The 23,835-nt window shown below is 70.1% G+C and carries 28 protein-coding genes and 1 pseudogene; 19 read left to right on the top strand and 10 right to left on the bottom strand.

What is annotated here, in order from left to right:
• The first annotated feature begins 52 nt into the window (after positions 1–52).
• Positions 53–856, top strand: a complete 804-nt coding sequence (locus ABZ193_RS21865; RefSeq protein WP_354711258.1) for a Crp/Fnr family transcriptional regulator — start codon at positions 53–55, stop codon at positions 854–856.
• A 40-nt stretch (positions 857–896) separates the two neighbouring features.
• Here the strand turns inward: ABZ193_RS21865 and ABZ193_RS21860 are convergent, their stop codons facing one another.
• Genes ABZ193_RS21860 through ABZ193_RS21850 form a run of 3 tightly spaced genes read right to left on the bottom strand, consistent with a single transcriptional unit; the run spans position 897 to position 4,275 of the window.
• Positions 897–2,258, bottom strand: a complete 1,362-nt coding sequence (locus tag ABZ193_RS21860; RefSeq protein ID WP_235716165.1) for an MFS transporter — start codon at positions 2,256–2,258, stop codon at positions 897–899.
• A 51-nt stretch (positions 2,259–2,309) separates the two neighbouring features.
• Positions 2,310–3,074: an IclR family transcriptional regulator C-terminal domain-containing protein gene (locus tag ABZ193_RS21855; RefSeq protein ID WP_020419067.1), complete on the bottom strand. Its 765-nt coding sequence runs from the start codon at positions 3,072–3,074 to the stop codon at positions 2,310–2,312.
• 37 nt (positions 3,075–3,111) lie between these two features.
• Complete coding sequence (locus ABZ193_RS21850; RefSeq protein WP_020419068.1) at positions 3,112–4,275, bottom strand: FAD-dependent monooxygenase; 1,164 nt, start codon at positions 4,273–4,275, stop codon at positions 3,112–3,114.
• Positions 4,276–4,496: 221 nt separating this feature from the next.
• On the opposite strand from ABZ193_RS21850, the gene ABZ193_RS21845 reads away from it, so the two are divergent.
• Positions 4,497–5,045 carry a flavin reductase family protein gene (locus ABZ193_RS21845; protein WP_157358591.1) on the top strand — a complete coding sequence of 183 codons (549 nt, stop codon included), beginning with the start codon at positions 4,497–4,499 and terminating at the stop codon, positions 5,043–5,045.
• Positions 5,045–5,392 carry a VOC family protein gene (locus tag ABZ193_RS21840; RefSeq protein ID WP_020419070.1) on the top strand — a complete coding sequence of 116 codons (348 nt, stop codon included), beginning with the start codon at positions 5,045–5,047 and terminating at the stop codon, positions 5,390–5,392. Before ABZ193_RS21845 ends, ABZ193_RS21840 begins: the two co-directional genes overlap by 1 nt.
• 16 nt (positions 5,393–5,408) lie before the next feature.
• On the opposite strand, the gene ABZ193_RS21835 is transcribed toward ABZ193_RS21840, so the two are convergent.
• Together ABZ193_RS21835 and ABZ193_RS21830 are read right to left on the bottom strand one after the other, a co-directional pair.
• Positions 5,409–6,002, bottom strand: coding sequence for an NAD(P)-binding domain-containing protein (locus tag ABZ193_RS21835; RefSeq protein WP_020419071.1), 594 nt, complete (start codon positions 6,000–6,002; stop codon positions 5,409–5,411).
• Between the two features lie 115 nt (positions 6,003–6,117).
• Positions 6,118–6,738 carry a hypothetical protein gene (locus ABZ193_RS21830; RefSeq protein WP_020419072.1) on the bottom strand — a complete coding sequence of 207 codons (621 nt, stop codon included), beginning with the start codon at positions 6,736–6,738 and terminating at the stop codon, positions 6,118–6,120.
• Between the two features lie 450 nt (positions 6,739–7,188).
• Here ABZ193_RS21830 and ABZ193_RS21825 point away from each other — a divergent pair, with 450 nt between their 5' ends.
• From ABZ193_RS21825 to ABZ193_RS21815, 3 genes are all read left to right on the top strand, one after another.
• Entirely contained in the window at positions 7,189–8,163 is a 975-nt protein-coding gene (locus tag ABZ193_RS21825) for a transporter (protein ID WP_237335104.1), read from the top strand.
• 1 nt (position 8,164) lies between these two features.
• On the top strand, positions 8,165–8,395 hold the full coding sequence (locus tag ABZ193_RS21820) for a hypothetical protein (protein WP_237335103.1): 231 nt from the start codon (positions 8,165–8,167) through the stop codon (positions 8,393–8,395).
• An 82-nt stretch (positions 8,396–8,477) separates the two neighbouring features.
• Positions 8,478–8,810 (top strand): hypothetical protein, encoded by a 333-nt coding sequence (locus ABZ193_RS21815; RefSeq protein WP_020419074.1) that lies wholly within the window; start codon positions 8,478–8,480, stop codon positions 8,808–8,810.
• Between the two features lie 2 nt (positions 8,811–8,812).
• Here ABZ193_RS21815 and ABZ193_RS21810 read toward each other — a convergent pair whose 3' ends face one another.
• Positions 8,813–9,190: a helix-turn-helix domain-containing protein gene (locus ABZ193_RS21810; protein WP_020419075.1), complete on the bottom strand. Its 378-nt coding sequence runs from the start codon at positions 9,188–9,190 to the stop codon at positions 8,813–8,815.
• 47 nt (positions 9,191–9,237) lie between these two features.
• On the bottom strand, positions 9,238–9,972 hold the full coding sequence (locus ABZ193_RS21805) for a GntR family transcriptional regulator (protein ID WP_020419076.1): 735 nt from the start codon (positions 9,970–9,972) through the stop codon (positions 9,238–9,240).
• 235 nt (positions 9,973–10,207) lie between these two features.
• Here ABZ193_RS21805 and ABZ193_RS21800 point away from each other — a divergent pair, with 235 nt between their 5' ends.
• The 13 genes and pseudogenes from ABZ193_RS21800 (at position 10,208) to ABZ193_RS21740 (ending at position 21,469) form a co-directional block, all read left to right on the top strand.
• Complete coding sequence (locus tag ABZ193_RS21800; RefSeq protein ID WP_202961438.1) at positions 10,208–11,365, top strand: alcohol dehydrogenase catalytic domain-containing protein; 1,158 nt, start codon at positions 10,208–10,210, stop codon at positions 11,363–11,365.
• Entirely contained in the window at positions 11,362–12,279 is a 918-nt protein-coding gene (locus ABZ193_RS21795) for a fumarylacetoacetate hydrolase family protein (protein WP_354711256.1), read from the top strand. The genes ABZ193_RS21800 and ABZ193_RS21795 overlap by 4 nt, the downstream gene beginning before the upstream one ends.
• Positions 12,276–13,016, top strand: coding sequence for an SDR family NAD(P)-dependent oxidoreductase (locus tag ABZ193_RS21790; protein ID WP_354711255.1), 741 nt, complete (start codon positions 12,276–12,278; stop codon positions 13,014–13,016). Before ABZ193_RS21795 ends, ABZ193_RS21790 begins: the two co-directional genes overlap by 4 nt.
• A 15-nt stretch (positions 13,017–13,031) precedes the next feature.
• On the top strand, positions 13,032–13,940 hold the full coding sequence (locus ABZ193_RS21785; RefSeq protein ID WP_354711254.1) for a VOC family protein: 909 nt from the start codon (positions 13,032–13,034) through the stop codon (positions 13,938–13,940).
• Between the two features lie 32 nt (positions 13,941–13,972).
• Complete coding sequence (locus ABZ193_RS21780) at positions 13,973–14,434, top strand: SRPBCC family protein (RefSeq protein WP_237335101.1); 462 nt, start codon at positions 13,973–13,975, stop codon at positions 14,432–14,434.
• On the top strand, positions 14,431–14,817 hold the full coding sequence (locus tag ABZ193_RS21775) for a nuclear transport factor 2 family protein (protein ID WP_020419082.1): 387 nt from the start codon (positions 14,431–14,433) through the stop codon (positions 14,815–14,817). Before ABZ193_RS21780 ends, ABZ193_RS21775 begins: the two co-directional genes overlap by 4 nt.
• Positions 14,818–14,820: 3 nt before the next feature.
• On the top strand, positions 14,821–15,987 hold the full coding sequence (locus ABZ193_RS21770; RefSeq protein WP_354711252.1) for an FAD-dependent monooxygenase: 1,167 nt from the start codon (positions 14,821–14,823) through the stop codon (positions 15,985–15,987).
• Between the two features lie 19 nt (positions 15,988–16,006).
• Positions 16,007–17,029 (top strand): VOC family protein, encoded by a 1,023-nt coding sequence (locus ABZ193_RS21765; RefSeq protein WP_354711251.1) that lies wholly within the window; start codon positions 16,007–16,009, stop codon positions 17,027–17,029.
• A gap of 14 nt (positions 17,030–17,043) precedes the next feature.
• Entirely contained in the window at positions 17,044–17,832 is a 789-nt protein-coding gene (locus ABZ193_RS21760) for an IclR family transcriptional regulator (RefSeq protein ID WP_354711250.1), read from the top strand.
• A gap of 28 nt (positions 17,833–17,860) precedes the next feature.
• The gene (locus ABZ193_RS21755; RefSeq protein WP_027936035.1) at positions 17,861–18,694 is read left to right on the top strand and encodes a mycofactocin-coupled SDR family oxidoreductase; all 834 of its coding nucleotides are present in this window, start codon (positions 17,861–17,863) and stop codon (positions 18,692–18,694) included.
• Positions 18,695–18,790: 96 nt separating this feature from the next.
• Positions 18,791–19,438 (top strand): isochorismatase family protein, encoded by a 648-nt coding sequence (locus ABZ193_RS21750; protein ID WP_354711248.1) that lies wholly within the window; start codon positions 18,791–18,793, stop codon positions 19,436–19,438.
• A 53-nt stretch (positions 19,439–19,491) separates the two neighbouring features.
• Positions 19,492–20,376, top strand: coding sequence for an LLM class flavin-dependent oxidoreductase (locus ABZ193_RS21745; protein ID WP_354711247.1), 885 nt, complete (start codon positions 19,492–19,494; stop codon positions 20,374–20,376).
• An 8-nt stretch (positions 20,377–20,384) separates the two neighbouring features.
• A pseudogene (locus ABZ193_RS21740) lies at positions 20,385–21,469 on the top strand (LLM class flavin-dependent oxidoreductase).
• Between the two features lie 13 nt (positions 21,470–21,482).
• Here ABZ193_RS21740 and ABZ193_RS21735 read toward each other — a convergent pair.
• The 3 genes from ABZ193_RS21735 to ABZ193_RS21725 all read right to left on the bottom strand — a co-directional run bounded on the left by ABZ193_RS21735 (position 21,483) and on the right by ABZ193_RS21725 (position 23,822).
• Positions 21,483–22,916 carry an ATP-binding protein gene (locus tag ABZ193_RS21735; RefSeq protein ID WP_020419090.1) on the bottom strand — a complete coding sequence of 478 codons (1,434 nt, stop codon included), beginning with the start codon at positions 22,914–22,916 and terminating at the stop codon, positions 21,483–21,485.
• Positions 22,916–23,524, bottom strand: a complete 609-nt coding sequence (locus ABZ193_RS21730; RefSeq protein ID WP_237335100.1) for a pyridoxamine 5'-phosphate oxidase family protein — start codon at positions 23,522–23,524, stop codon at positions 22,916–22,918. Before ABZ193_RS21730 ends, ABZ193_RS21735 begins: the two co-directional genes overlap by 1 nt.
• A 94-nt stretch (positions 23,525–23,618) precedes the next feature.
• On the bottom strand, positions 23,619–23,822 hold the full coding sequence (locus ABZ193_RS21725; protein ID WP_020419092.1) for a 4-oxalocrotonate tautomerase family protein: 204 nt from the start codon (positions 23,820–23,822) through the stop codon (positions 23,619–23,621).
• Positions 23,823–23,835 lie beyond the last annotated feature (13 nt).

Raw genomic sequence — 23,835 nt, 5'->3', positions numbered from 1 at the left:
CCCGCGGGCGCCCGGCCGCCCCCGCCCCGGTACGAGGGAGGTTAGGCTCACCATGACTTCTGCCCGAGGACAGGACCGCTGGAGCGTCGCGACGGCACGGACGCATTTCGCCGGTGGGGAAAGGGGCGTCATGGCGGGTGCCTCCCTCCATGCTCAGGACGCCGGGGTCCGGGCCGCGTGGAACGACAGCTTCCTTGGCCGGTTGCCGGGTGAGGACTACCGGAACGAGCTGCTCACCGAAGCCGTCGTGTCCACGTTCGCGGCCGGGCACCTCGTGCAGGAGACCGACTACGCGTGGCTTACCGAGCCGTACCCGATCACCCTGGTGGTCGACGGCGTGTTCCGCGGATTCCTGCGGAGCCCGCAGGGCCGGCAGGCCACGCTGCAGTACATGCGGCGGGGCGACAGCTGGGGACTTGCGCGCTCGATCAGCGACCAGCCCGCGTTCGAGCAGCACCTGCACTTCCAGGCTCTGGTCCCGTCCCGGCTGCTCATGATCCGCGGCCCGCGGTTCCGGGCTGCCGTCGAACGCGACCCGGCGGTCGGTTTGGCCCTCTCGCGCGAGCTGGCCCGGCTGATGATGCTGCGGACCAGTGCGCTCGAGGCGAGCGTCTTCGCCGACACGGCCACCCGGATCGCGCAGCACATCTCCCAGCTCGCGATGTCCGACCCGGACGGCGGACTGCCGACGGTGTGGCTGTCGCAGCAGGAGCTCGCCGATTCGGTCGGGACCGTGCGGGAAGTCGTCAGCCGCATCATCGGCCGCTTCCGGTCGCAGGGGATCGTCCGTTACAACGGCCGTAAACTGGAAATCCTCGACGTCGAGGCCCTCGAGCAGGAAGCCGTCATCGAATAGGGCCCGGCCCCGGGAATCGCAGGCGGGGCCGGGCACCGTCCTAAGAGGAGCGTTCGGAAGCCGCCTGCGGCAGCGGCTCCGCTGCGGTGGCTCGCCGGGCGCTGCGCGGGAGGGCGAGTACGAGCACCGCCCCGATCAGCAGCGGCACCGCCACCGCCATGAATAGTGAGCGGTCCGACCACCCCGCGGACACCGCCACGCCGACCGCGATCGGGCCGAAGATACCGCCGACGCGGCCCACGCCGAGTCCCCAGCCGACACCAGTCGAGCGCATCTCGGTCGGGTAGAACATCGACGTGTACGCGCTGACGCTCTTCTGGCCGCCACTGACGCAGCACCCCGCGACGAAGTTCACGACCAGCACCACCCACAACGGCAGATCCAGGGCGAAACCCAGGAAACCCACACTGACGAACCCGATGAGGTAGAGCGCGCCGAGGGTCTGAGCCGCGCCGATCCGGTCCATGGCCGGACCGATGACCACCGCGGCCGCGATCCCGCCGACCGTGGTCAGCGTCGTGGCGGCGACGACCGCGCTCGGCGAGTAGCCGGCCTTCCCCAGCAGGGTGGGCAGCCAGCTCTGCAGGGCGTAGAACACGGCGAGGTTGATCGTGAACGCCGCCCACAGCAGGAGTGTGCCCATCACCCAGCGGTGAGAGAACAGCCGCGCCAAGGGAACGCGGTGTGTCGCTTCAGCCGGCTCGCCGAGCACTTGGACGTCCTGGGGGAGCGACGGGTCGAGCCGTCGCAGGAGGTGGGCCACCGGGCGGCCACGGCGCAGGCAGACGGTCGGTGATTCCGGCAGCCGACGCCACAGCAGCGGGACCAGGAGGACCGGAGCGATGCCGCCGACGAGGAAGACCGAATGCCAGCCGTAGACCGGGATCAGAGCCCCCGAGACAGCGCCGGCCACGACGAAGCCCAGCGAGTATCCGCAGTAGATGACGAGGACGAACGTCGCCCGGAGCCGCTTGGGGGCGTACTCGCTCGTCAACGCGATCGCGCTGGGCGTCGCCGCGCCGAGCGGGATCCCGGTGAGCAGCCTGATCACGAAAAGAGCCTCGACGGACTGCGCGAACACCGTCAGCAGCGTCAGCACGCTGAACGCCGTCGTCGCGGCCACGATCATGGTGCGGCGTCCGACGCGGTCCGCCAGCGGCGAGATCACCAGGTAGCCGATCATGAGCCCGATCAGGGCGGCCGAGAAGACCGGTCCGAAGGCTGCCGACGGCAGGTGCCAGTCGCGGGCGATGGCGGGCGCGGCATAGCTGATCGCCTGGGTGTCGAACCCGTCGAGGAACATGACGAGACCGCACAGGGTGAGCACGCCGTACTGCAGCCGGCCGAGCGGGCGGTCGTCGAGGAACTGGGGGAGCCGGACGGTAGGGGGTGAAGAGGGCACGATCAATACCTCGCTGTATCTGTTCGTGGGGGTTTTCGTACGCCGGAGCGGCTAAAGGCTGCGGCCGAGCGCCGCGGCGTGCTTCCGCAGCACCGGCAGGAATTCGCGGTGCATCTCGTCGATCGACGCGCGGGCGGCGAAGGAGCTGGTCGTCATGGCCGCCCGGACGCGGCCCGCAGAGTCGGTGACGGGAACGGCCATGGAGCGCATGCCGAGTTCGAGCTCTTCGTTGGTGTAGGCGACGCCGTCGATGCGGGCCAGCTCGATCCGGTCGCGGATCTCGGACCTGGTGACGAGCGTGTGAGGTGTGGTCCGGACCGGGGTGCTCGCCTCGAGGAGGGTTTCGACGGAGTCGTCGGGGAGCCCGGCCAGCAGGACCCGCCCGGAGGCCGATGCGTGCACGGGCAGCCGCGCGCCCAGGCGTACCCCGGTGTTGACGATGCGCTGGACCTCCGCGCGGGCGACGATGAGCGCCTCGGCGCCCTCCAGAACCGCGACGGACACTGCTTCGCCGATCTCGTCCCGGGCCACGGTGACGATCGGCTGGGCGAGCCGGGGCACGTCGGCGACCTCGAAGTAGACCGAACCCAGCCGGATCATGCGCGGGGTGGGCTTGAACCGGTTCCCGTCGCGGTAGAGGTAGCCGAGGTCGGCGAGGGTCAGCAGGCACCGGCGGGCCGCGGCCGGGCTGAGCCCGGTCGCCCGGGCCGCCTCGCTGACGGTGAGCTGCGGCTGTCCGGCGGTGAAGGACTCGATGACCGCCAGCCCTTTCGCCAGCCCCGCCATGCCCTCGGGGCCGCGTTCCGGGCCGCTCATGACGCCCGCGCGACACGGGCAGGATGGATTCGTCCGTTCACCGCGCCAGTACCTCCCGCGCGTCCTGCTCGACGTCGTGATCGTAAAGCCAGGCGCGGAACACGGCCGCGTCGGCGATTTCGGCGTCGCGCTGGGCGAGATCGGTGTAGGCAGAGTCGTAGCGCCGCCCGTTCGCGCGGGCGCCGTTCTGGACGATCGTGGTGCGGGGCTTGCGCAGCGCCTCGTAGGCCGCCAGCGCGTCCGGGATCCGGTCTGGCGCGGCTTCCCGTAGCACGGACGCGAGCGCGACTCCGTCCTCCATGGTCTGGTTCGCGCCTTGGCCGAGGTGGGGCAGCATCGGGTGCGCGGCGTCGCCGAGCAGAGCGAGGCGCCCCCTGGTCCAGGACGCCAGCGGTTCGCGGTCGTAGAGTCCCCACCAGTAGGTCGTGTCGACGTGGACGAGGAGCTTGCCGATCAGCGGGTCCCACGATTCGAAAGCCGCCCGCAACTCGTCGGGGTCGCCCTGGCCGGACCACGACTCATCGACGCCGGCGGGGTGCGGGAGGAACCCGACGTAGTTGAGCAACCGTCCTCCGCGCACGGGGTAGACCATGAAGTGCTGCCGGTCGCCCATCCACACCAGTTGGACGTCGGTCGGCCACTCCGGAACGGCTTCCGACGGGACCAGCCCGCGGTAGGCGACGTGGCCGGAGTAGACGGGGGCCGCCGGTTGCACGACGTGGTGCTGGAGGCCGGAACGGATACCGTCGGCCGCGACGACCGCGTCGGCGTCGATGGAGGTGCCGTCGGCGAACAGCACCCGCGCGCCACCGGCGTCCTGGCTGAAGCCGACGCAGCGCCGCCCCGTGGCGACTGTTCCGTCCGGAAGGGACGCGGCCAACGTCTCCAGCAGGTCGGCCCGGTGCATGCCGTAGACCCCGAACTCCCCGGCCGAGTCCGAAGTTGGGATGTCGCCGACCGGCGTGCCGTCGGCGTGGCAGTACCGGGAACCCGCGCCGATCCGCGCGCCCAGGGTTTCGACGGCGTCGGCCAATCCCATGCGGTGCAGGTGCCGGATGCTGTTCGGGGTCACCAGGACGCCGGCCCCCACTTCGCGCAGGGTGGCCGCCTGCTCGTGGACGGTCACGTCGAACCCGCTCCGGAGCAGGGCGTTCGCGGCGCACAGCCCGCCGATCCCGCCCCCGACGATCGCGATGTGCACAGTTCCTCCGTGATTGTTTTCGCTATTCGAAAAGTATTCGGTTCTCTTTTCAGAGTGACCATCGGGTGCTTCCGGCGTCAAGAGTCAGGGCGCAAATGTTGTCGTCGAGGATTTTCGGATATCGAAATCGCGCGGCTGGAATAAAAGTCACAGACAACCCCTCCGCCGCCGAGCACGATCTCCCGCGACGACGACGTTGGGAGGCGATGATGGTCGATCGGATGTCGCATGTGGACTCCGGCGAAACGGTGCGTGGGGTGGAGAACCTCGTCGAGGCGGCCCAGTTGCGGCAGACCTGCGCCACGTGGCCGACGGGGGTCGCGGCCGTCACCAGTGCGGGCACCGATGGGGTGCCGGTCGGTCTCGCGGTCAACTCGTTCACGTCGCTGTCCCTCGAACCGCCGTTGGTGCTGTTCTGTGCCGCGCTTTCCTCGACGACGTGGCCGCGGATCCGTGCCGCGGGGCGGTTCCTGGTGCAGGTTCTCGCCGCGGACCAGCACGACGTCGCCGAGGTGTTCGCCCGCTCGGGTGGCGACAAGTTCGCCGGCCTGGCTTGGCACCGGCGCGACGGGCTGCCCGAGCTGGCCGGGATCTCGGCGGTGCTGAAATGCTCGTTGGTGGAGGTGCACACCGGCGGGGACCACGAGATCGCCGTGGGACGGGTCGAAGCCGTCGAGACGTTCGGAAAGCGTCCGTTGGTCTTCCACGACGGCGCCATGCACACGCTGCCGCTCCCGCGGGTGGCCGGTTCGGGTGCGGAGGAGCGGTGATGAGCGGGAAATCGGTCAGGTTCTGCGTGCTGCCGGTGTCCGACGTGGCCGCCTCGGCCGCGTTCTACGCCGCGCTCGGCTGCACGGAGCGCGGAGTGGACGGTAACCGGTGGGCCGGGCTCGCATCCGAGTACGTCGCGCTCTCGCTCTGCGGCCCGGCCGATCCGAAACGTCCTTCGCGGCCTGCGTTCGCCGTGGTGGTCGACGACGTCCCGGCCGCGCTCGCGGAGGCACTCGAGGCCGGTGGGCGGGTCCTGTCCGGGACTGAAGGGGCCGACGTCCAGCTGACCGACCCGGACGGGAACCACGTCATGCTGATCGAACGGCGGGCTGACGGGAGCGGGTGATCCGGCCGGCCCGCGTTCAGGCGGATGCCAGCCGGACCAGGTCGTGACCGACCAACGGGCCGCCGTTGGCCTGGTGCAGCCGGCCGCCCGCGGCCAGGCCACCGAGGTCGATCGGGGCGTACCCGAGGTCGGTCAGGACGGCGGAGAACTGCTTCTTGGCCTCGTGGTCGTCGCCGGAGACGAACAGCACCCGGTTACCGGCCGCCGCGTGGGGCGCCGCCGCCAGGCTCGCCGCGAACAGGTGGTTGAGCGCCTTCAGCACACGCGCGCCGGGAGCCAGCGCGGCGACCTGTTCGCTGGTCGTCGGCTCATCCGGGCGCGGGCGCACCGAGAAGTCATTGGTGGCGTCGACCAGAATCCGGCCGTCCCAGGCGGGCAGGCCGTCGAGGACCGCTGTCACCTGGGGCCGTGGCACGGCGAGTACCACGATCTCCGCACGCGCGGCCTCCAGGCGAGTGCCGGCCGACGCTCCGGGACCGAGTTCGGCCACCAGTCCGGCGAGCGTGTCCGGCCCGCGGCTGTTGCTCAGCAGTGCTTCGTGGCCGCCCGCCACCAGTCGCCGCGCAAAGGCCGCGCCGATCGCGCCTGCGCCCAGGATCCCGATTCGCATGGTCTTCCTCCTGTCACTTCCGGACACCGGCGATGATGCCCGGCTCGACGCCTTTCCCGCACCAGTCATTCGACCGGAGTGCGACGGGTACGCCGGGGCCGGCACACCGGCCACTTCAGCGACGCTCCAGTTCGCGCCCCAGATCCTTGCGCAGGTGGATCTCGATGAAGTCCCTGAGGTAGCGGTCGTGAGCCAGCTCGTCGAAGGCCGCGGACAGGGTGTCGTCCGGGGTCTCGGTGAGGAGGACGATGCGCCACAGGTTGAGCGGATCGTCCTCCGCGCCGGCCACGGAGTGCTCCACGTGGAAGATCGGCTGGCCGGTGCCCGCGGTGAGGACCCGGCCGTCCGGTGTCGTGAACCGCTCGGCGCCGATGAAGAAGGCCCGCCGGTACTCGTGATCGAGGCGTACGTGCTCGACGACCGTCCCGTAGTGGTCGCGGTCGGCCCACAACCGTTGCTCCGACACCCGCGTGAAGTCCTCGATCCGGCCCCTGAGCACACTCGGGAACTTTTCCACGCTGCCCGGCTTCACGCCGTGCAGATACACATCGGGTGCCACCGCCTTGCGTACCTCCATGTCCCACAGGTGAGTGCCGGTGTAGGCGAAGGGAGGCCGCACGTCATAGCGTTCGCGCAGCACCTCGTTCACCTGCACCGCCGGCAGCTCCACCGACGTGGTGCCCGGCGCCTGCCACGCCTGCTCGAAGATCTCTTGGTGATCGAGCGTCCTGGTCATGTTGTCCCCTGTCCGAAGTGGTACGAGTTCAAGCTAGTCCAGATTTATGACTAAATCCACCCGGCCTCGCAGACTGACCGCGGGCCTCTTGCAGTGGTTCGCCGCCAAGCCGACGCCGCCTTCCCCGCTTCGCACGCGGCTTCCTGTCCGCACCCGATCGTGTCGCCGACCGCGGGCCTTCCGTCATGACCGGCCGCCGATGATCGTCGCCACGACGGTCATCTGACGGGCGCAGTCCCGGAGCGTTCCGCCGACCATGGTCTTCGTCAGCAGGAAACAAGCAGCTCACGACGTCCGCCCACGTGACCGGGGAGGCGCCACCGCCGGGGCTCTCAACGAGGCCGGGGGCCTGGTGCCGTGCGCCGCGAACGCCTGAACGCCCCACCGGTTACCCACCCGGCACCGCTTCCTGCGGCGGTGCCGCCGTCGCCACCGTCCACGGAGGACACCATGACCAGAACCCTCGGCCATCGCCCAGCAGCCCCGCCTGCCGCCGTCCCCCGGCCGGGACGGCTTCCGTTGACCACCCTCGCCATCGGCTTCGGCTTGGCCGGGCTCGCCGAGGCGTGGACCAAGGCGGCTCCCGCCCTCCGCCTTCCCCATGTGGTCCCGCAGGCATTCTGGATCCTCGCGGTGATCGCGTGGGTCTGGCTGCTGGCCGCACACGTCGTCCGAGGAAAACGGAGCGGGCAACCACTGCGGGACCAACTACGGCATCCGGCGCAGGGGCCGATGGCGGCGCTGGCGCCGGTCACCGGGATGCTCCTCGGCGGTACTCTGTCCGGCTTCTCGCCCGCCGTCGGCCGGAGTCTGTTCTTCCTCGCGTTGGCGGCATCGGCGCTGCTCGCGGCCTGGCTGTTCGCCTCGTGGTTCGAGGGACGGCTCGACCTGGCGGCGATGCACCCCGGCTATCTTTTGCCGACCGTCGCCCCGGGGCTCGTCGGGGCGGACGTCGCGGCGGCGCTCGGCTACCCCGGGCTCGGCTGGGCGCTGTTCGGCGTCGGGACGTTCTTCGCGTTCGTGATGACGGCGATCGTCGTGCTCCGCTTGGTGTTCCACACTCCGCTGCCCGACGCCCTGCTGCCGACCACCGCGATCCTGCTGGCCCCGCCCGGCGTCGCCGGGCTGGCGTGGTTCTCCCTGCACGGGCACACCGCCGACCCGGTCGCCCAAGCCGTGGTGGGTGTCGGCGTCGTGCTCCTGCTGGTGCAGGCCGCGATGCTGCCGCGGTACCGCAGGCTGTCCTTCTCGCTCGGCTTCTGGTCGTTCACCTTCCCGCTCGCCGCGGCGGTGGCGCTGGCCGAGGAGTGGCTGGAGATCACCGAACCCGCCGGATGGCGCGTGCTCACCGGCGTTCTCCTCACCGCCGTGACCGCGTTCATCGCGGTGATCGGCCTGCGTTCGGCCCGGTTGGGGAGGGCGTGACATGCCACGCCGCTACCTCGCCGCGCTCACCACGCCGTCCGTCCAAGAGGTGCAAGATCAGTACTGCAGCCGCGGCAGCGTCCGGCGCATGGTGGCAGGCTGGGACACCGGCGCCGTGCTCGGCGCGGACGAGATCGAGTTCGTCGGGTCCCGGGACGGTTCTACCTCGGCACCGTCGGCGAGACCGGCTGGCCCTACGTCCAATACCGCGGCGGCCCGCCCGGCTTCCTGAAGGTGCTTGGCACCGAGGGCTCCGCGACCTCGATCGGCTGGGCGGATCTCCGCGGCACCGTCAGTACATCTCGATGAGAAACGTGACGGCTTCGAACCGGGTGTCGTTGTTCCTGATGGACTACGGGAACCGTCAGCGGCTGAAGATCCTGGGGGAGGCCCGCGTCGTCGACGCGCGTACGGACGAGGCGTCAGGCCTGCTCGCGCGGGTCGCAGTGCCGGGCTACCGGGCGCACGTCGAACGGGTCGTCGTGGTGCGGGTGCACGGCTACGACTGGGACTGCCCGCAGCACATCACGCCGCGCTGGACGCGGGCCGAACTCGAGCGCGCACTGGGTCGGCTCAGCACGGAGGTCGAGGACCTGCGCGAGGAGAACCGTCGGCTGCGGGAACGACTCGCCATCGAAAAGTCCTGACATCAGGCAGTTTCGACGTCGTGTTCCGCAGCGGTGAGCGGAAGGGCGCGTCCTTCCGCGTCCGTCGGAGCACCCGCCCAGACGCGCAGCGCATCCATCGCCGGACCCAGAGCTTCGCCACGTTCGGTGAGGCGGTAAGAGACGGCGACGGGTGGACCGGGTTCCACCTCACGCAGGACCAGCCCGGCTTCCTGGAGCTCGGTCAGCCGTTCGGTGAGCACTCGCCGCGACAGCTGCGGAACCGCGGCGGCCAGCTCGCTGAACCGGGCCGGCCGCTGCAACAACAGGTCGATGAGCAACCCGGTCCAGCGCTTGCCGAGCAAGCCGAAGACCTGCTCGGTGTAGTGGCACGCGTGCAGCGGTCGCCAGGTCTCGGCCATGGCGCCAGAATACAACCAAGTTCTGATAAGTAACTGCTGGGTCGGTTTCACCGGTCGGTCAGGACGAGGTTGAGTGCGGCGCGGGTCGCCACGGCGTCGAGCCGGGGGGCGATGTCCGCCATGGCCGTGAACGCGGTGCGTGCGAGGTGCTGGGCGATCGTGGTGACCGCGAGGTCGTGGTCCCGGGCGCGAAAGGCCTCGACGAGCACCTCGTGGTCGGCGTCCCAGCGGCCGGTGGCCTGGGGGTGGCCCAGTTTCGCCAGCCGGAGGAAGCGCTCGGCGCGATCGCTCAAACCGGCGAGCGCGTCCAGGAGCATGGGTGCTCCCTCGGTGGTGAGCACGTGGAACTCGCGGTGTGCCTGCTGCCAGCGGTCGATGTCCTCCTCCGCCGAGTACTGGCGCATCTGCGCGAGTGACTTGGCCAGGCGTTCCACGAGCTCCGGGGTCGCGCTGCGGACGGAGATGCTCACCGCGACCGATTCCAGCATCACCCGCGAGGTGTAGACGGCGTCGACCTCGCCGGGGTCGATCGCCCGGACGACGGCCCGCTGGTCCGGCTTGTTTTCGATCAGGCCTTCCTCCTGGAGGAGGCGGAAGGCCTCGCGCATCGGCGTGCGGCTCACCTTGAGCTTGCGTGCGAGCGCGGCCTGCAGGAGCGGCGCGCCGGGAGGCAGCTCCCCGCTCAGGATCATCGCCCGGACGGCGGCGTGGACATCGAGGGCGAGGCGGCGTCCCGGCCTGCCCTCCCCTGGCTCGGAGTCTTCGGCGGCGTTCTCGCTCATGTGCACAGTGTATCCAGGTCGAGACTTTCTCGGGTGGGGTGACAGTGATCTTTTGGCAGATCGCGTGCTGGTCTCGCTCGAAAGATCCAGTGGCAACGTCTTCCACAGGTCGACCGAAGTGTGTACAGTTTGGTGCAGTGCGAGACCGGACTGCGGACGGAAGTCCGCTAAAGGCCCTGCTCGGCAGGGTGGCAGGAAGAGGAATCCTCGCCGACTGGAAGCAAGGAGGACACAGATGTCCCGATCGCTAGCCGCGGCGCAAGCGCCCTGGCCCGTCGTCGGCGACGGTGAAGCCGGTTTGCCGGAGCGGATGCGGGTGATGTCGTTCGACCACTTCGGCGATCCGGATGTCCTGCAGATGCACGAGGTGGATACACCTCAGCCCGGGCCGGGGGAGGTGGCCGTCCGCGTGGCAGCCGTGAGCGTCGGCCGGCTCCTGGATCTCAGCGCCCGTGCCGGGACGCACCCGTACGCCCGGATCACGCTGCCGCACATCCTGGGCGCCGAGCACGCGGGCACGGTCGCCGCGGTCGGGGCGGGGGTCGACTCGGTCCGTCCCGGTGACCTCGTGGCCGTCGTCCCGATTCTGACCTGCGGGACCTGCGCGGCGTGCGCGGACGGCGCTCTCGAAGCCTGCGCCTCCACCCGGATCATGGGGGTGCACACCCGCGGTGCCTATGCGGAATACACGGTCGTCCCGGCGGCCAACGCGCTGGTGGTCCCAGCCGGGGTGGGGCCCGTGGAGGCGACGGCGCTGGTCTGGTCCGGGGCGGTCGCGGAGAACCAGTTCGAGCACGCCGGGTTGAAGCCCGGTGAGTGGGTTCTGGTGCACGGGGCTTCGTCCGCGCTGGGGTCGCTGACCGCGGCGCTGGCCGTGCACCACGGTGCCCGGGTGATCGCGGGGTCGCGGTCGGCGGCCAAGCGGGAACGCCTGGCCGGGGAGCTGAAGGCCGAGGCGGTGGTCGATCCCACCGACCCCACCTTCGGGGAACAGGTGCGGGCGCTGACCGGCAGCGCCGGTGTCGACCTGGTCATCGACAACCTCGGCGATCCCGCGATCTGGAGCGCGACGATGGACGTGCTCGCGATGCGCGGCCGCGTGGTCACCTCAGGAGCCTTCCTCGGCGGGAAGGTCGAGCTGGACCTGCTGCGGCTGTACTCCCGGTCGCAGCGCGTCATCGGCGTGCGCAGCGGGAACCTGCGCAGCGCGCGCCGGGTCTGGTCGGCCGTGGAAGCCGGATTCCGCCCGGTGATCGACCGGACCTTCCCGATCGCGGAAGCCGCCTCGGCCCACCGCTACCTCGAAGCCTCCGCCAACACCGGCCGCGTCGTGCTGACGACGGCCGACGACGACTGGGCCGCGGCCCCGGAAACCCGAAGGAACTCCTCATGACGTGGTCACTGGTCACTTACCGCGGCGGCGGATCCGGGGACGGCACTGCCGTCGGCCTCCGGGAAGCCGACGGAACGGTGCGTGCCCTGCCGCACTATGCGGGACGGACCCTGCTGGACCTGCTCGAGGACTGGCCGGCCGCGGCGAAGGAGCTGCGCACGATCGAGGTCTCCCGTCTTCCGCTGGCCGGGCAGGTGCGGCTCGACGCGCCGATCCGCTTCCCGCGCAAGGTCGTCTGCGCCGGCGCGAACTACTTCGCGCACCTCGCGGAGATGAAGGTCGACCGGCCCGATCCGGTGGGAGCGCCGTACTTCTTCCTCAAGCCGCCGTCCACTGCGGTCATCGGCCCGGACGACCCGATCGTCCTGCCGGACCGTCCCGGACGGCGGATCGACTGGGAAGCCGAGCTGGGCGTCGTCATCGGCCGGCAGGCTCGCGACCTCGACGAGGCGGACGTCGCCGACCACATCGCCGGCTACACCATCGTCAACGACGTGTCCGCCCGCGACCGGCTGAGCCGCCCCGACGCCGTGGCACCGCCCTTCGGATTCGACTGGACCTCGGCCAAGGGCGAGGACACGTTCTGCCCAACCGGCCCCGGCGTGACGCCGGCCTGGTTCGTGGACGACCCGCAGGACCTTCGAATCAGGCTGACCGTGAACGGCATCGTGAAGCAGGACTCCAGCACCGACGACATGATGAACAGCGCGTTCGCCGTGGTCGCGGCGGCCAGCCGGATCATGACGCTGGAACCGGGGGACATCGTCGCGACCGGCAGTCCCGCCGGCGTCGGGGCGCCGCGGGGAGAGTTCCTGCAGCCTGGCGACGAAGTCGTGATCGAGATCGACGGACTCGGGACGCTCCGCAACCCGGTGGCCGACGGCGCCGTCGAGAGCCCGCGGAGGATCGCGTGAACCACGAGTTCGCCGGCAAGGTCGCGTTCGTCACCGGAGCGGCCGGGGGCATTGGGCGCTCGAGTGCCCTCGCGTTCGCGGCACGCGGTGCTTCAGTCGTCGTCTGCGACTTGGCAGACCCGAGCGGCACCGCGGCCGAAGCTGCCGAGCACGGCGTCGAAGTCCGGTCGCTTCAAGTGGATGTGGGCGATGCCGCCGCGGTGCGCGACGCGGTCGCCGCCGCCGTCGAGACGTTCGGCCGGCTGGACTTCGCGCACAACAACGCCGGAACCTTCTCGCCGGCGCCCTTGGCGGACCTCGGCGAGGACGACTGGCACCGAGTCATCTCGGTCAATCTGAGCGGCGTCTTCGCCGGGATGAAGTACCAGATCCCGCACCTGCTGGAGACCCGCGGCGCCATCGTCAACACCGCTTCGATCTGGTGCGAACAGGGTTCGGCGGCCCAGGCCGCCTACGTCGCGAGCAAGCACGGCGTGGCCGGCCTGACCAGAACCGCGGCCATCGACTACGGCGGCCGGGGAATCCGGATCAACGCCGTCGCCCCGGGCCCGATCCAGACCGCCATGACCGCCGCCGTCCCTACGGAAGCGATGGCCCCCGTCATCGGCCGGACCACCCTCGGGCGCTACGGCGAAGCGCCCGAGGTCGCCGAAGCCGTCGTCTGGCTCTGCTCGTCCGCCGCCGCGTACGTCAACGGCGTCGTGCTGCCCGTCGACGGCGGCTACCTCGCCGCCTGATCCCAAGGAGTTCCCATGATCACCGACAACGCGGCCGCCCGCGTTACCAAGCTCGGCTACGTCGAATTCACCACGCCGGACGTCGACCGTTTGACCGAGTACTACCGCACCTGCCTCGGTCTGCACATCGAGGACCGCTCGCGCGACGTCGTCTACCTGAACACCGGACTGGACCACCACAGCGTCGTGATCCGCAAGGGCGAGGCAGGCGCCCGCACGTCGGTGGGCTACGAGGTCGTCCGCGACCTCGACGACGCGCACAAGCGCCTGGCCGCCGCGGGGTACGAGGTGTCGCGACGCAGCGACATCGCGCCGAGCACGCCGGACGTCCTCGTCCTGGCCGAGCCCGGGACGGACGTTCCACTGCACCTGTACGAATCGCAGGCACCGGCGGAGGGCGGAGCCGAACCCAGCCCCGCGTACCGGCCGACCAAGCTCGGCCACGTCGCGGCGTTCAGCCCTAGCCTGAAGCAGATCCAGGGTTTCTACCAGGACCTCCTGGGCTTCCGCTGGTCGGACACCATCGGCGACTTCTTCGTCTTCCTCCGGTGCAACGCCGACCACCACGCGGCGAACTTCCTGGAGAGCGCGAAGTTCTCCGGCATGCACCACGTCGCCTACGAGATGCGCGACCTCAACCACCTGCAGACGACGCTGGACCACCTGGCGCGCAACGACTTCCGGCTGCACTGGGGTCCGGGCCGGCATGGTCCCGGGCACAACGTGTTCACCTACCACCGCGACCCCGACGGCAACACCATCGAGCTGTTCACCCAGCTCGACCAGATGATCGACGAGGCCAACGGCTACTTCGAGCCCCGGCCCTGGCACGAAGACCGGCCCCAGGTCCCCAAGACGTGGGAGGTCGACATCGCCACCGCCAACGCGTGGGGCCCCGTTCTTCCGGAAATCCTCGATCACTGATCCAGCAACTCGCACAACGACGTGGAGGAACCATGATCTTCAGTGAACTGACCCTGCCCGCCAACCCGCCGGGCGCCGAGCCGCTCGACCGCGAGCAGATCTGGCAGGGGCTGGAGCAGAAAGCGGTGGACGCCGTCCCCTACGTGGAGGCGATCACCTCCTGCCGCGAGATCGCGCGGCAGAGCCCGACGGTGTTCGACCGGGAAATCGAACTGCGGGGCGCCCGGTACGTGGAGCGGGTGTGGCTAGACCAGCCGAACCGCGTGGTGTTCACCCGGCTCGAAGGGCCGGTGCTGGGCACCATCACCAACGAGATCCTCGAGCAGAACGGCGAGCTGTCCCTGCGGTTCCAGTTCGCGCTGGCCGTCCGGCCGGGCGACGAGCTGCCCGTCACGGACCAGGAGCTGGCCCACGACATGGCCACCGCGTACCAGGCGGCCGTCGAGACGACCCTGGCCGCCGTCCGGTGGCGGATCTCGGAGCCGGTCCGATGACGGGGGGCGCGGCGACAGCCGTCGAGGTCCCGGCCTGGGTGAGCGACTTCTACGCCAAGGTCGACGCCTGCGACACCGAGGCCGTGCTCGCGGGTTTCGCCCCGGACGCACGCATGACCTACGGCGCGAACGCCCCGATGCCCGGCCACGACGCCATCCGCGCGGGCCTGGACTGGTTGTTCACCAGCTACCGCAGGATCGAACACGAGTTCCTCAACGTCTGGGCTGCCGGACCGGTCATGCTGCTGGAAGCCAACGTCACCTACGGGTGCCCCGACGGCCGCGACGTCACCGTCCCGGCGCTGACTGTGATCGAACACCGCGACGGGCTCATCGACGACCTGCGCGTCTTCATCGACCCGACCCCGACCCAGGCCGCGTGAACCATGGACCGTCCCGACATCGCTGTGATCGGCGCCGGAATCGGCGGGCTGACCCTGGGCCTGGCGCTGCGCCGGCACGGCATCCGCGTACGGATCTACGAACAGGCACCCGAGCTCGCCGAGGTCGGCGCCGCGGTGGCACTGGCCGCCAACGGCACGCGCATCCTGCGTGAACTCGGCCTCGGAGCCGCGTTGGAACCGCCGTCGGCGGTTCCGACGGAGCTGATCTATCGCCACTGGGCCCAGGGTGGCCGGGTCGCTGCCCACCCGGTGGGCAGGTGGTACGAGGAACGCTTCGGAGCCCCGTTCTGGGGCGTGCACCGGGCTCACCTCCAGCGGGCCCTCGCCGAGGCCTGGGGGACCGATGACCTCCACCTCGGCAAGGAGCTGACCGGCCTCCACCGGGAGGGCGATCGGAGCGAGTTGGTGTTCGCCGACGGTTCCGCCGCCACGGCCGGACTCGTGGTCGGAGCCGACGGCATCCGATCGCGGGTGCGCGCGTCGATCACCGACGTGGTTCCCGTCTATTCGGGAACGAGCGGGTTTCGGGGTTTGGTCACGCGGGACGCCGTGCCCAACCTGCCGGACCCGGACGCCGTCCAGTTCTGGATGGGGCCCGGTGCGCACCTGCTGCACTACGCGACGGGCCAGTTCATCAACTTCCTCGCTGTCGTCGAGGGGCCCGAACGGTGGGACGCGCCGGGCGGGACGGCGGAAGCCGCCGACGGCACCCTGGCCGAGGCGTTCCGGGACTGGCACCCCGCCATCCGAACCATGGTCGAGGCGGTACCCCAAAGTCCCCGGTGGGGCCTCTTCGCGCTGCCACCGCTGGCGCGGTGGAGCGCGGACCGAGTGGTGCTGCTCGGCGACGCCGCCCACGCCATGCTGCCCCACCACGGCCAAGGCGCGAACCAGACCATCGAGGACGCCGCGGTCCTAGCCGGCTGCCTGCACCGGTACGACGACGTCTCGGTGGCGCTGAAGGCTTACGAACGCCTGCGCCGCTGCCGGACCCGTCAGGTGCAGCGCAGCTCCTGGGTGACCTCGTCGCTGCTGCACCTGCCCGACGGCGACGCCGCCGCCACCCGTGATCGGCGGTTGTCGAACCTCGTCGACGACTTCAGCTGGATCCACGCCTACGACCACCGCGAACCGCTGCTCCAAGCCTGAGCCCGTGAAAGGCACCACCATGACCACACGCGACACCGCCGCCGCCCGGTTCGAGCTGGCGCACATGGCCCACGCCGAGCTGTACACCCCGGACCTCGAGGGCAGCCTCTGGTTCTTCACGCAGCTGCTGGGCATGCGCGAGACCGGCCGTCACGAGGATTCGGTGTACCTGCGCTGCTACGAGGATCCCTACCACCACAGCCTCAAGCTGACCGAACGGGACCGGCCCGGCCTCGGCAACGTCGGCTGGCGCACCACCTCGGCCGAGGCCCTCGAACGCCGCGCCGCGGCGCTCGACGCCGCCGGGCTCGGCCTGGGGTGGACGAAGGGCGACCTCGGGGTGGGCCGCACCTTCGCGTTCCAGAGCCCCGACGGGCACCCGATGGAACTGGTGTGGGAGGTCGAAAAGTACACCGCCCCCACCGAACTGCGCAGCCGCATCCTGACCCGCCGCTCGAAGCGGCCGCTCCAGGGCCTGCCGCCGCGCCGGCTCGACCACGTCAACCTGATGGCCTCCGACGTCACCGTCCAAAAGGAACTGTTCGAGCGCACCCTCGGGTTCGGCACCCGGGAGCGGGTCGTCGACAGCGCCTCCGGCGGCACCGAGATCGGCGCGTGGATGAGCGTCAACGCCCTCGGCCACGAAATGGCGATCATGCGCGACCAGACCGGCACCAAGGGCCGGCTGCACCACCTCGCGTTCTGGTACGGCGTGCCGCAGCACAATTCCGACGCCGCCGAGCTGTGCCGCGAGTACGGCATCCAGATCGAGGCCGGACCGGACGTGCACGGCATCACCCAGGGTGCCTTCCTGTACGTGTTCGAACCCGGTGGCAACCGCATCGAGTTGTTCGGCAACTCCGGCATCCTGCAGTTCGAACCCGACCACGAGACCGTGACCTGGGACCTGTCGGACTTCGACACCGGCCTGGCGATCGGCGGCGGCACCCTGCCTGCCGAGACCTACTTCGTCTACGGCACCCCCGGGATCGACGGCCAGGACAAGCTTCTCGCCGGCTGGCAGGACCGGGCGCTCGTCTGACGGCCGCGATGAGGATGCCGGAACCAGCGCCGTCCGAGGATTCGGTGCTCGGCCGCTGCATGCAGCTGCTGGACGCGTTCCGCCCGGACGACGACGCCCTCACCCTGGCCGAGCTGCACCGCCGCACGGGGATGCCGAAGCCCACCGCCTACCGGCTGCTCAACCAGCTCGTCGGCTGGCGGCTGCTCGCCCGGGAGGCGAACGGCTACCGGCTCGGGCTGCGGCTGTTCGAACTCGGCCAGCTCGTTCCGCGGCAGCAGGGAATCCCGGATATCGTGTCCCCGGTCCTGGCCCGGCTGCACGCGGGCACCGGGCTCACCGTGCACCTCGCGGTGCTCGACCGGACCGAGGTCGTGTACCTGCACAAACTGCAGGCCCCGGACGGGCCGCCGATGTCCTCGCGTGTCGGCGGCCGCATGCCCGCACACTGCACGGCGGTCGGCAAGGCGGTGCTCGCGCACGCCCCGACAGAGTACACCCACGCCGTCCTCGACAAGGGTTTGCGTCGCCAGTCGCCGCGCACGATTGTCGCCCCGGCAGTGTTCCTCGGCCAGCTGGAAACCGCGCGGCGCCACGGGTATGCCCGCGATGACGAGGAGTCGAAGATCGGCGTCTCCTGCGTGGCGGCACCGGTGTTCGACGCCGGTCACCACGTGGTCGGCGCGGTGTCGGTGACCGCCCGGACCCACGACACCCACCGCGCGTCGTCGGTCCGGGCGGTCCGCTTGGCCGCCGCGGAGGCCTCGCAACGGCTTTCCTCGAACCAATTCACCACGCACGGACTCGATCGCGCCTTCGCGTGAAAGCCTTCGCAGCACCCCAGGGAGAACAGTGACAGCACGCATGACGGGCAAGGTCGCCCTGATTTCCGGCGCGGCTCGTGGGCAGGGACGCAACCACGCCGTGCGGTTCGCGGAGGAAGGCGCCGACATCATCGCGTTCGACGTGGCGGCCGCGGTGCCCGCGCAAGGGGCGCCGGCGGCGTCACCGGCAGACCTGGCCGAAACCGTGCGCCTGGTGGAACGGCTCGGCCGCCGCATCATCGCCACCCGGGCCGACGTCCGGGACCCGGACGCCGTCGCCGAACTGGTGGACCGCGGCGTCGCCGAGCTCGGTGGCCTGGACGTCGTCGTGGCCAACGCCGGTATCCAGGGCCAACCCGGGCCGGCGGCACGGACGACCGCGGCGGACTGGCAAGCGGTCATCGACACCGACCTCAGCGGGGTGTTCCACACCGTGCGCCCGGCGATCACCCACCTCGTGGCACGCGGGGGCGGGGCGATCGTCATCACCAGCTCGTCGATCGGACTGCGGTCGGTGCCGAACCTCGCTCCCTACGGTGCGGCCAAAGCCGGACTGACCGGGCTGATGCGGACGCTGGCACTGGAGCTGGCGGAGCACTCGATCCGGGTCAACTGCGTCAACCCGACCACGGTCGGCACTCCGATGTTGCTGAACCCCACCAACTTCGCGCTCTTCCGGCCCGATCTGGAGAGCCCGGGGGAGGACGACGTGCTACCGGTCTACCGGTCGCTCAACGCGTTACCGGTCGCCTACCTCGATCCCGACGACGTCAGCAACGCCGTGCTGTTTCTCGCATCGGACGAGGGGCGCTACATCACTGGGGTCGCACTCCCGGTCGACGCGGGTTACGCGGTGAAGTGACCGCGTGTCGCGCACGTCACGCTCCGACGGTTGCCATCGCGAGTTTTAAAAAGTAACTTGGTTTTATCAGGTTCGCCCGTAGAGAGGTTGCCCGACATGACCGCGAACACCTACCCCGCCGCCCGCCTCGACCGGAAACGTGCCGCCCTGCTGCTCGTCGACCACCAGGTCGGCCTGCTGCTCGGAGTGCACGACCACGATCAGGAGGAGCTTCGGCGCAACGTGCTGGCGCTCGCCAAGATCGCGAAGGCGCAAGACCTGCCGGTGATCGTCACGACCAGCGCTGACGAAGGCGCGAACGGCCGGCTGTTGCCGGAACTGCAGGCCCTCCTGCCCGGCGTCCGGGTGGTGCGCCGTCCCGGGGAGATCGACGCCTTCGACAACGCCGAGTTCGAGGCGGCCGTTCGCGCCACCGGCCGCGACCAGCTGATCGTCGCCGGCATCAGCACCGACGTGTGCGTCGCGTTCGCCGCGCTGTCCGGGGTCGCCAAGGGCTACCAGGTGCACGCGGTGCTCGACGCCTCCGGCACGTGGAACGCGCTGGCCTCGCAAGCGGCCGCGCTTCGGATGCAGGCCGCCGGGGTGGTGCTGAACAGCACGGTCGCGGTCGCCGCCGAGCTGCTGCACGACTGGCGGGAGCAGGGCGGCGCCGAGCTGGCCGGGATCTTCGCCGAGCACGCCTTGCCGTTCTACGGTTCGCTGGTCTCCTTCGTCGCTTCCCAGCCGGAACCCGCGGGCGTCTGACCGCGACGGGCCCCCGGCCCGCCGGGGGCCCGCTCACCCACCAGGAGCAGATCATGGCCCTTCCCGTCCTGTTCGGAGCCAACGTCGACCCGGTGTGGCGGCAACCGGACGCACCACTGCGCCAGGCGCGAGCGGCCGAACGGCTCGGGCTCGATCTGGTGACGGTGCAGGATCACCCGTACCAGTCCGCCTTCTACGACACCTGGACGCTGGTCACCTACCTGGTGGCGAGCACCGAGCGCGTCACGCTGGTCCCCACCGTGTCCTCACTGCCGTTGCGCCCGCCCGCAGTGCTGGCGAAGTCGGCCGCGAGCCTCGACCTGCTGTCCGGCGGGCGGATTCAGCTCGGACTCGGCGCCGGTGCCTTCTGGGAGGCGATCGAGGCGATGGGCGGTCCGCGGCGCGACCGGAAGGAAGCGGTCGACGCCCTGGCCGAGGCCGTGACCGTGGTCCGCGCGATGTGGAGCGGGGAACGCAGCGTGCGCACCACCGGCCGGTACTACGCCCTGTCCGGCGTGCACCCGGGGCCGCGGCCGGGTCCCGGCCTCGGCCTGTGGCTCGGCGCGTACGGGCCGCGGACGCTGGCACTGACCGGTGCCCGCGCCGACGGCTGGCTCCCGTCGCACGCCTACCTCGGGCTCGACCGCCTTGGCGACGCTGTCCGCCGGATCGACGACGCGGCCGCCGGAGCCGGTCGGGACCCGGCGGGCATCCGCAAGGTTTACAACGTTTCCGGGGTCATCGGCGGCGCCGATCGCGGCGCGTTCCACGGCCCACTGTCCCGGTGGCGCGACGACGTCGTCACGAGCATCACCGAGCACGGCATGAACGGCATCGTCTTCTGGCCCGGCGACGACCACGAACGCCAGCTGGAGATCTTCGCCGAGGAACTCGTCCCCCTCGTGCGCGAAGACCTCGCCACGGCACAGGCGGAATAGGAGTCACCATGCAGTTCGGCATCTTCACGATCGGCGATCTCGCGCGGAATCCCGCGACGGGAGTCGCGCCGACCGAAACCGAGCGCATCAAATCGATGATCTGCATCGCGGTCAAAGCCGAGGAGGTCGGCCTCGACGTCGTCGCGACAGGGGAGCACCACAACCCACCGTTCGTGCCCTCGTCACCGACCACGCTGCTGGGCTTCGTCGCCGCGCGCACGAGCCGGATCCTGTTGTCGACGTCGACGACGCTGATCACCACGAACGACCCGGTGAAGATCGCCGAGGACTACGCGACGCTGCAGCACCTGGCTGACGGCCGCGTCGACCTCATGCTGGGCCGTGGCAACACGGGGCCGGTGTACCCGTGGTTCGGCAAGGACATCCGCGACGGAATCGCCCTGGCGGTCGAGAACTACGCCCTGCTGCGGCGATTGTGGCGCGAGGACGTCGTCGACTGGACGGGAAAGTTCCGCACCCCGCTGCGGGGTTCACCTCCACGCCGCGGCCGTTGGACGGTGTACCGCCGTTCGTCTGGCACGGGTCGATCCGCAGCCCGGAGATCGCCGAGCAGGCCGCTTACTACGGCGACGGCTTCTTCCACAACAACATCTTCTGGCCGGTCGACCACACGCGCCGCATGGTCTCGTTCTACCGCGAACGGTTCGAGCACCACGGTCACGGCCCGGCGGACACGGCGATCGTCGGCCTCGGCGGGCAGGTGTTCCTCCGCGCGAACTCCCAGGACGCCATCCGGGAGTTCCGGCCGTTCTTCGACCACTCGCCGGTCTACGGCGGCGGCCCGTCGCTCGAGGAAACGATGGACCAGACCCCGTTGTCGGTCGGCAGCCCCCAGCAGGTCATCGACCGCACGATGCGCTTCCGCGAGGACTTCGGCGACTACCAGCGGCAGTTGTTCAACGTGGACGGCATGGGGCTGCCGCTGAAGACCGCGCTGGACCAGCTCGAGATCCTCGGCAGTGAAGTGGTTCCGGTGCTGCGTAAGGAGATGGAGTCGTTGCGGCCGTCGCACGTGCCGGACGCGCCGACCCACGCGTCGCTGAAGGCCGCCGCCGAGCGGGCAGGGGAGTAGCCGGCGACGCGCGTCACCTCGGTGGTTGCCGCTCCGCGGTGGGCATCAGCACCTGGAATCTCGTGTCGCCGGGTTCGGACTCGACCCTCAGGTCGCCGTGATGGCGCTCCACCACAATGCGCCAGGCGGTGTCCAAGCCCAGCCCGTCGCCCTCACCGACGGGCCTCGTGGTGAAGAACGGTTCGAAGACCCGCCGCCGGTTCTCGGAGGGGATGCCGTGGCCGGTGTCGCGGATCTCGACACACACCTGATCGGAGACCAAAGTGGTGCGAAGGGTCAGCGTGCCGGCACCATCCATCGCCGCGACGGCGTTGTCGATGAGGTTCGTCCACACCTGGTTCAGCTCGGCGGGGTAGGCCGGGATGCGCGGCAGCCGGCGGTCGTAGAGTTCGGTCACCCGGATTCGCGGACCGATCTTGGTGTGGAGCAGGGCCAACGTGGCCCGCAGCCCATCGTGGACGTCGATCCACGCGTAGGGCGTCCGGTCCAGGTGGGTGTACTCCTGGGTGGCTCCCACGAGAGCCGACATGCGGCTGATCGACTCCTGGATCTCGCTGAGGAGCAGCTCGGACTCCAACGCGTGAGCCAGCCAACGCAGGGCGTCGCTCGCGAACGAGGGGCCGGCCGAGTGCGTGACCTCGGCCAAGTCGGCCGTGGTCACGCCCGCGCCGGCGAAGATGGAGGGTGCCTCCCACACTTGCTCCAGCGCGTGGGTCTCCAGCCAGCCGTCGATCTCGTCCTCTCGGTCGGTCCGTTGGAGCGCGGTCGAAGAAGGAACAGACGACAACCGGTTGACCAGCCGGTCTCGCTGCCGCAGCAACTCCCGGAGTGCGCGTGGACCAACACCGTCCTCGATGAGCTGCACGAACGCGACCTGCGTGGCGGTGGCCTGCCGGCGCAAGGCCGCGGTGGCGCGCTCGGCGGCCGCTGCCGGGTTGTTCAGCTCATGGGTCAAGCCTGCCGACAACTGCCCGAGGGCCAGCAGCTGACGTCTGCGGCCGACGATCGCGTCCGTGGTGAGCCAGTTCGCGTACGAGCCTTCCAGCAGGTGCGCGGACATCGGGAACCAGCTGCGGAACTGCGCGGCGAGTTCATCGGCCGGCAGGGTCAGCAGGACCAGGTCGCTCAGCGCGTGAACTGACGTCGGGTACGTCTGGTGTTCTTCGAGGTGGAAAAACCGGATCGCGCCGCAGTAGGCCCCACGTTGGCCAGAGCGTTTGAGCTCCACTTCGCCGCCGGCGTCCTGCTTGGTCATCCGGAGGGTGCCGGAAAGCAGCACGTGGAACGAAGCCGCGGGGTCGCCTTCGCGGACGACTTCGGTGCCGGCCGGCCACTGCGTCAGCGACGCGTGTCCGAGCAGCCAGTCGAGCTGGGCATCGGACAGGCTGCTGAACAGGAACAGCTCCCTGAGCGAGGACCGGGTCAGGTCCCAGGTTCCGGTGGCCATCACCGGGGACGGCGATCGTCGGGGTGGTGGCCGGCCGCGTTGAGGATCGGCGCGAGTTCCGCTTCGGTCCAGCGCGGGGTGATGTGCTGGGGACAGTTCCAGTCATAGCCGCGCACCCTGACGGTGATGATGCGCTCCACGTGGGCCCGGTAGCCCGGAAGGGCGACCTTTTCCAGCAGCGACGCGGCCTCTTCGGTCCGGGCGTCGTGAGAGCGGGCCTCTCCCAGTATCTTGAGGCGTTGCTGGTGGGGGTAGTCCATGAGGAACAGCGACACCTTGGCCGAGGCGCCGAGATTCCCCACGGACACGTACTGGCGATTGCCCCGGAAGTCGGCCCAGGCGAGCAGGCTCGCGCCGTCTTCCACGCCGAGCACCTTGAGGAAGCCGGGCGGTCCACCGCGGTGCTGGACGTACGGCCAGCCGGTTTCGCCGACGGTGCCGAGGTAGAAGCTGTCCCGCTCGGCGATGAAGCCGATCTCGTCCTCGCCGAGGACACCGTCGGTGTGCCAGCCGCTGGTCATCCGCTGGATGGCGGAGTAGCTGCCGTACTGCTTTTGTGCGGCTTCGACGGCCGGCGTTGTCAGTGTGCTGAGGTACCGGTGCGGCATGGTGCCCTCCCAAGGTCGGTTCGGTCGCGTGCCGGACCCATGGTGGTCGGAACTGCCACCGGCAGCGCCCGTCGAATGACCGTGACGGTGACGGTCACCTGGCACCGGTGTCGCGAAGGTGCGCCATCGAGTCGCCCGCGATGAACCAGTGCTCCGGTTTGCACTCGGTGAGCACCACGCGAATCGATTGCCGCTTCGCGCCGATGGCTTGCTCGGCGGCGATGGTGAGTGCTTCGCCCAGCGCGCGGAGTTGCTCGGGGGAACGCCCTTCGACGAGCGTGACCTGGATGAGTGGCATGGTGTGTGCCTTT

Source organism: Amycolatopsis sp. NPDC006125 (assembly GCF_040614195.1).
Lineage (GTDB): Bacteria > Actinomycetota > Actinomycetes > Mycobacteriales > Pseudonocardiaceae > Amycolatopsis_E > Amycolatopsis_E tucumanensis.
This window is presented reverse-complemented; position numbering and strand designations above follow the sequence as displayed.